Source organism: Ruegeria sp. PrR005, from assembly GCF_010500245.1.
Taxonomy (GTDB): Bacteria; Pseudomonadota; Alphaproteobacteria; order Rhodobacterales; family Rhodobacteraceae; genus Ruegeria_B; species Ruegeria_B marisflavi.
This window is the reverse complement of sequence record NZ_JAAGOX010000033.1, coordinates 1-5,261: the sequence shown is the minus strand read 5'-3', so window position 1 is coordinate 5,261 and position 5,261 is coordinate 1. Positions and strand designations below refer to the sequence as shown.

Below are 5,261 nucleotides of genomic sequence, written 5' to 3'. Positions count from 1 at the left end.
CATGCCGTGCATCTTCAGGCTGCGCAGCATGATGACAATGGCGCCGCTGGCAGGATCATGACGCATGGCGGCCTCCTGGGTGGCCTGATCTGACTGGTCCGGTTTGATTGTTAGTGCATTAGTGGCCTCTGGTCGGGCCTGTCAGACAGATTCTAACTGGTCTCAGAAAGGGCAGGATGACTGCCTTTTAGGCCGCGCAGAGACTGCGCCATTCGGCCAGGGCGGCAGCGCGGCTGAGCTTGAAATTTTGTCGGCTGGTGAGGCTGCGCTCCGAGTTGAAATGGTTGAAGACCGAGGCGTGGACAGAAGCAAATTTCTGCAGACTTCGCATGCGCCGAAAGCGTTGCATTGCCCGCTCTCGTCGTCGGAATGGCAGGTGCGAATTCTCCACCCTGTTGTTCAGCCAGCGACCCGTTACCTGCCTGTGGGCATTGCCGATGTCTTTCATCGCCGCACCATAGGACCTCAACTGGTCGGTCACCAGGACATGAGGTCGACCGTGGCGTTTCATTGATTTTCTGAGGAATTTCAATGCGGCCTTCTTGTCCCGCTTCTTCGTGACGTAGCTCTCAAGGACTTCGCCCTCGTGATCCACAGCCCGCCACAGGTAGTGCCGTTCTCCATTGATCTTCACGAACATCTCATCCAGGTGCCAACGCCACTGCGGCCAGGACCGAAGCCGATCAGCACGTTTCTTGCGGATTTCAGACGCAAACATCGGACCGAACCTTTGCCACCAGAACCGGACCGTTTCGTGGCTGACATCGACGCCGCGCTCGTGAAGCAGATCTTCAACATTGCGCAGTGACAGGGGAAATCTGACGTACAGCATCACCGCCAGACGGATGATTTCTGGGCTGCTGTGGAAGTATTTGAACGGATCACGTTTCGGCATGCCGTCAGGCTACGAAACCGCCCTGCCCGTCTCAACCGGATTCCTTCTGACACCGCCATTGGGAGAGGTGAGATAGCAGGCCAGCGGAGGTGCAGGAGGGCCGCCCGAATAGCGGGGCAAATCGCTGTCACTAGAGGACACACCGATGCTACGAAACCCGGCGCGGTCGATGCGGTCCGTCATGTCAGACTTTACCGCGAAGACAACTTCGTGCCCACGCCGCTCAAGTGCCCGGGCGACCCCCAAACTGGGCGGTAGGTTTCCGCCGCCCGCATGACACAACCAGAGTAATTTAGTCATTCAGGATCCCAAGTATTCATCAGTGAAACTGTAGTCATCAGTATCACAGACGTTCGTTCATGAGCATCGTTTTCACTGCTTGTATCTTGCAAGACCCGGAAACCCGAACTTCGCTGAATCTTTGGCAATGAGCAATTAGGGCTCGGAGCCGCCTTGCGGCACTGCGGCGTCGCCGGTTAATTCTGCGATCCGAAAGCTGTCATTGGCCCCAAAAGGGAGACATCGTCTTTTCGGTGGCTTGACCAAGTTTACCGACTTTCGGTGAACAGGAGCGGCCGCTTGAATTTCTTGGGCTGATTGGCGGCACCGAGCCCTTACCGGAAGTACTCCAGCCACGTAGCTCAATTGTTCCGCCGGGCCATCTGACACGGATCAATTCCCGCCTATGACACTTGTTGTATCTTTTAACCTGAACGCAAGTGGAAGGGAAAAGGGAAAAGGTGGTGATGCTGAAATTTCTCAAAATTTTCTGTGCATCAATGATTGCGTCAGCGCTGGCCTTCAGTGTCGCCGCTAAAGAACCGGAGTGTACGTTTTCGGCGACAGAAGTCTACGAGAGGATAGCTGACAATATTGTAAAGATAATCAGCTTCAGTATTGATCAGCATAGAGTGTTAGAACGTGTGCGGCCTGGAATAGGGTCTGGCATCGAAATCGAACCGGGTCTCATTCTAACGAATTATCACGTGGTGCAGGGAGCAAAACTCATCGGTGCGAGCACAAACGACTGGGCTTTCGAGGCACAGTTTCTGGGGGGCGATCCGGTCCTTGATCTGGCGTTGCTACGCGTGCCGTTCTACGAGCGCAATTTCGTCGCACCTGAGTTTGGCGCATATAACGATCTCGATGTCGGGCAACGCGCCTATGTTCTGGGCTATCCGCTCGGTGTCGGGCTCACGCTGAGCGAGGGGCTGGTCTCGGGACTCGACCGGCAGATCCCGCTCAATACGCTGTCTTGGACCACGCGGTACATTCAGACAGACGCGGCCGTCAGCCCCGGAAGCTCCGGAGGTGCCTTGCTTGACGATTGCGGACGGATCATCGGCTTGGTGTCAATGATTAGTAGTCACCCGCAGGCCGAAAACATGGGCTATGCCTTGCCGATCGACAGCATAATGCCTCTGGTCGGGGAAATTGAAGAAAAGGGTTATGTCTCGCGCCCTTGGCACGGTCTTTACGGGCAAATGATGACGCCCCTGATTGCCACGCTGCTCCTGACGGACCCGGCCAGCGTGCCCGAAGGGTTCATGGTCGAAACCGTCGAACCGGGGTCCGCAGCCGAAAAAATTGGGATCAAAGGTGGTTTCCTTCCCGTGATGTGGGGTTTTTCCGAAATTCTTATCGGAGGCGATGTCATCACCCATGTGAATGGACAACCGATACGGTCGCGCGAGGACGCGCTCAAAACGGTTGGAGCCCTTGAGGTCGGCGATGTCATCAGCCTGACGGTCTGGCGGGACGGAGTGTCATTGGAACTCCAGGCGGAGCTTGAAGAACGCCGCAACTTCGAAAGCGACTTGTGGGTCAACGGTCAGCGATAGCCGCACCTCGGAGCCGACGCACAGACGATGGTACGTCGGCGCGTTTCGCGAGATAGAGCAACGAAAACAACGGGGACAGTGCCCAGATGGACCTACACCAAAACGAACGCCCGGTCGCGGTCTTCACCGTAGGCTACGTTGTCGTCTTCACGATCTGGTTTGTATCCAGCGGTAATTACGAATTCGTCGTCTATGTCGTTTCGATGCTGGTTCTCATCGGCCTTGTCGGGAAAAGCCTGAGAACCGCTGAATATCCGGTCGCGATGTTATGGGCGCTGTCGGCATGGGGGTTTCTGCATATGGCAGGAGGTGGCGTTCCGGTTGACGGTTCGGTGCTCTATTCGCTGCAAATCGTCCCGATTACACCCGCAGACGGCGAAATGAGGTTGTTGAAATACGATCAGGTCGTTCATGCGTTCGGATTTGGCGTCACAGCGTGGGTTCTCTGGCATCTGCTGCGCAGGAATTTTCCGCAGATGATCGGCACAAAAACTATCCTGATCTTTCCAGCGTTGGCATCCATGGGTCTTGGCGCGGTCAATGAGATCATCGAATTTATTGCGGTGCTGTCTGTTCCAGAGACAAATGTCGGCGGCTATCTCAACACGGCGCTCGACCTTGTTTTCAATGCCTTTGGCGCAGTTTTAACAATGCTGCTTATTGCGGTATTCGCATCGCGCGAACAACTCCACGCGTGACGCGGTGGTCGCCGAGTTGCTTCAGAGAGCTGTCGCAGTTCAGAACTTTTCTATACCCCAAACCCTCGCCCCGTCAGCGAAACAGGTCATTCACAATCGCGCGCGGGTAGGCGATCAGATAGAGCGAATTGGCAAAAGTCGTTGAAAAATATGCAATTACCGTATCTGTACCCGGAGATACATAGAGGCCCTGACCATTGATGCCGGCCTTGAAAAGGTCCCCATCCTCGAACACCGCGTCCCATTGATATGCAGCCCCTGAGGGCGCGCCTTCCCGTCCGAAACCGGCGACCATTCGGTTACCCTGCACGCCTTCAAGATAAATATCGGGGTCGGCGGCGGCGTATACATCTGCCAGATAGCTCTCCGGCACGACAGGCGCGCCCGATGCTTTGCGCCCGCTGGGCGTGAATAGCATGCCGAAACGGGCGAAATCCCTCAGCCTTGAGGAAAATGCGCCTGCCGCCAACGCCTCCCCGGCCGAAGACAAACCGAGCAAGGCATCGCCCTCCATGCCCGCCGCGCGCCAGATGCGCGCACTGATCACCTCATTGAGGGGTCGCTGCGTCACCGCCTCTACAATCAGGCCCAGAATCTGCGTGTTGTAAGAGGAGTATTGGAAAGCTGTCCCCGGCGCGCGCACCTGACCGACCTTCGAAAGCGCGTCCCTGATCGACACCTGCACAGGTTCGTTCCGTCCGGCCAACGCTCGGGAAAAACCAAAGCCGATCGCGTGGTTCGGATCCGATATCGAGGTATTGGTTTCCTCATAGTCCAGACCGGTGCGCTGATGCAAAACGTCCGCGACAGAGATCGCCCCAAGAGGTATACCAGACGTGAACGGCAGGTAGCGGGAAACCGGCTCACTCAAATCCACGACGCCTTCGTAAACGAGCTGATTGATAAGCAGCCCAGTGATCGGTTTCGACGCGGAATTCCAAGAATGACGGTGAAACGGCTGCATGCCAGGATAATCTTCGAAGACAATACGCCCCTTGTGAACGACAACCATGGCCTGCACCCGAGAGCGCGGATCGGAGATCGCCTCCCAGAGGGGCATGGATCCGAGCTGAGTGGTGGCAACAGTGTTTGCCACTGTCGGCAGAGGAGCATTTTCCAAGCCGACCACATCGCCGCTTCGCGCAACATGCATTGTGTTCAAAACCTCTGATAAGTTCAAATAGGTGAAGACCGTGCTGTCCGTGCCGGACCAAAAGTCGATTGCCCTGTACCCTGTTCTGAACCGCTCCGCGTCCTGTGCGGTGAACCCACTTTTCCAGGTGGAAACCGGTGTCAAACCTTCTGGGATCGCATAGGCTTCTTCAGAGGCCAGTTGCCCCGCAGGATTCAGACTTAAGACCATCAGCGTACCAATGGCCAATAGCGACCTCTGCTTGCCCAACTTCAGCGACAAACCGTTGTCCATGACCGTTCGGATGATCCTGTTTCGTGACATCTTCAGCCCTCCCCGATCGTTTCGAAGTTCAAAGACTTTACTTTCGCGCGGAGGCGCCATGCGATCGGTAGACTTTTGCCGTGAGCGTCGTTTTCCGTCTTGCAGACGCCTCCATTCCGTTCCGGGTTGATCGCCGGAAACTTCTGATGGATTGGCAAGAGAACTGTCAATTTAAGCGCCACTTCGTCCTCCCCGCATTTTCGACCCAGCATCACAGACCCTTGGATTCTTGTCACCCTGCCATGTTTGATAGTCAAAACGCGTTGTCTGACGTCACTGGCGAACGGCAGATTTGTCCGGATGCTGTTGAAAAAGTCGATGTGTAAGCGCGGCGGAAATAGCGGCTGAAGTCTTCCTGCTCGGCTCTTCAC

5 protein-coding genes are annotated in these 5,261 nt (G+C 55.9%); 2 read left to right on the top strand and 3 right to left on the bottom strand.

What is annotated here, in order from left to right; genetic code table 11:
• Positions 1 to 187: 187 nt before the first annotated feature.
• Positions 188 to 895, bottom strand: coding sequence for an IS6 family transposase (locus G0P99_RS17185; RefSeq protein ID WP_164131718.1), 708 nt, complete (start codon positions 893 to 895; stop codon positions 188 to 190).
• 746 nt (positions 896 to 1,641) lie between these two features.
• Between G0P99_RS17185 and G0P99_RS17180 the strand changes: the two genes are divergently transcribed.
• On the top strand, positions 1,642 to 2,736 hold the full coding sequence (locus G0P99_RS17180) for a S1C family serine protease (RefSeq protein WP_164131717.1): 1,095 nt from the start codon (positions 1,642 to 1,644) through the stop codon (positions 2,734 to 2,736).
• 86 nt (positions 2,737 to 2,822) lie between these two features.
• Positions 2,823 to 3,434 carry a DUF2238 domain-containing protein gene (locus G0P99_RS17175; RefSeq protein WP_164131716.1) on the top strand — a complete coding sequence of 204 codons (612 nt, stop codon included), beginning with the start codon at positions 2,823 to 2,825 and terminating at the stop codon, positions 3,432 to 3,434.
• 73 nt (positions 3,435 to 3,507) lie between these two features.
• On the opposite strand, the gene G0P99_RS17170 is transcribed toward G0P99_RS17175, so the two are convergent.
• Both G0P99_RS17170 and G0P99_RS24560 read right to left on the bottom strand, forming a co-directional pair.
• The gene (locus G0P99_RS17170; RefSeq protein WP_164131715.1) at positions 3,508 to 4,890 is read right to left on the bottom strand and encodes a serine hydrolase; all 1,383 of its coding nucleotides are present in this window, start codon (positions 4,888 to 4,890) and stop codon (positions 3,508 to 3,510) included.
• 2 nt (positions 4,891 to 4,892) lie between these two features.
• Positions 4,893 to 5,261: hypothetical protein (locus tag G0P99_RS24560; RefSeq protein ID WP_203583149.1), on the bottom strand; the 369-nt coding region annotated here is incomplete at its 5' end.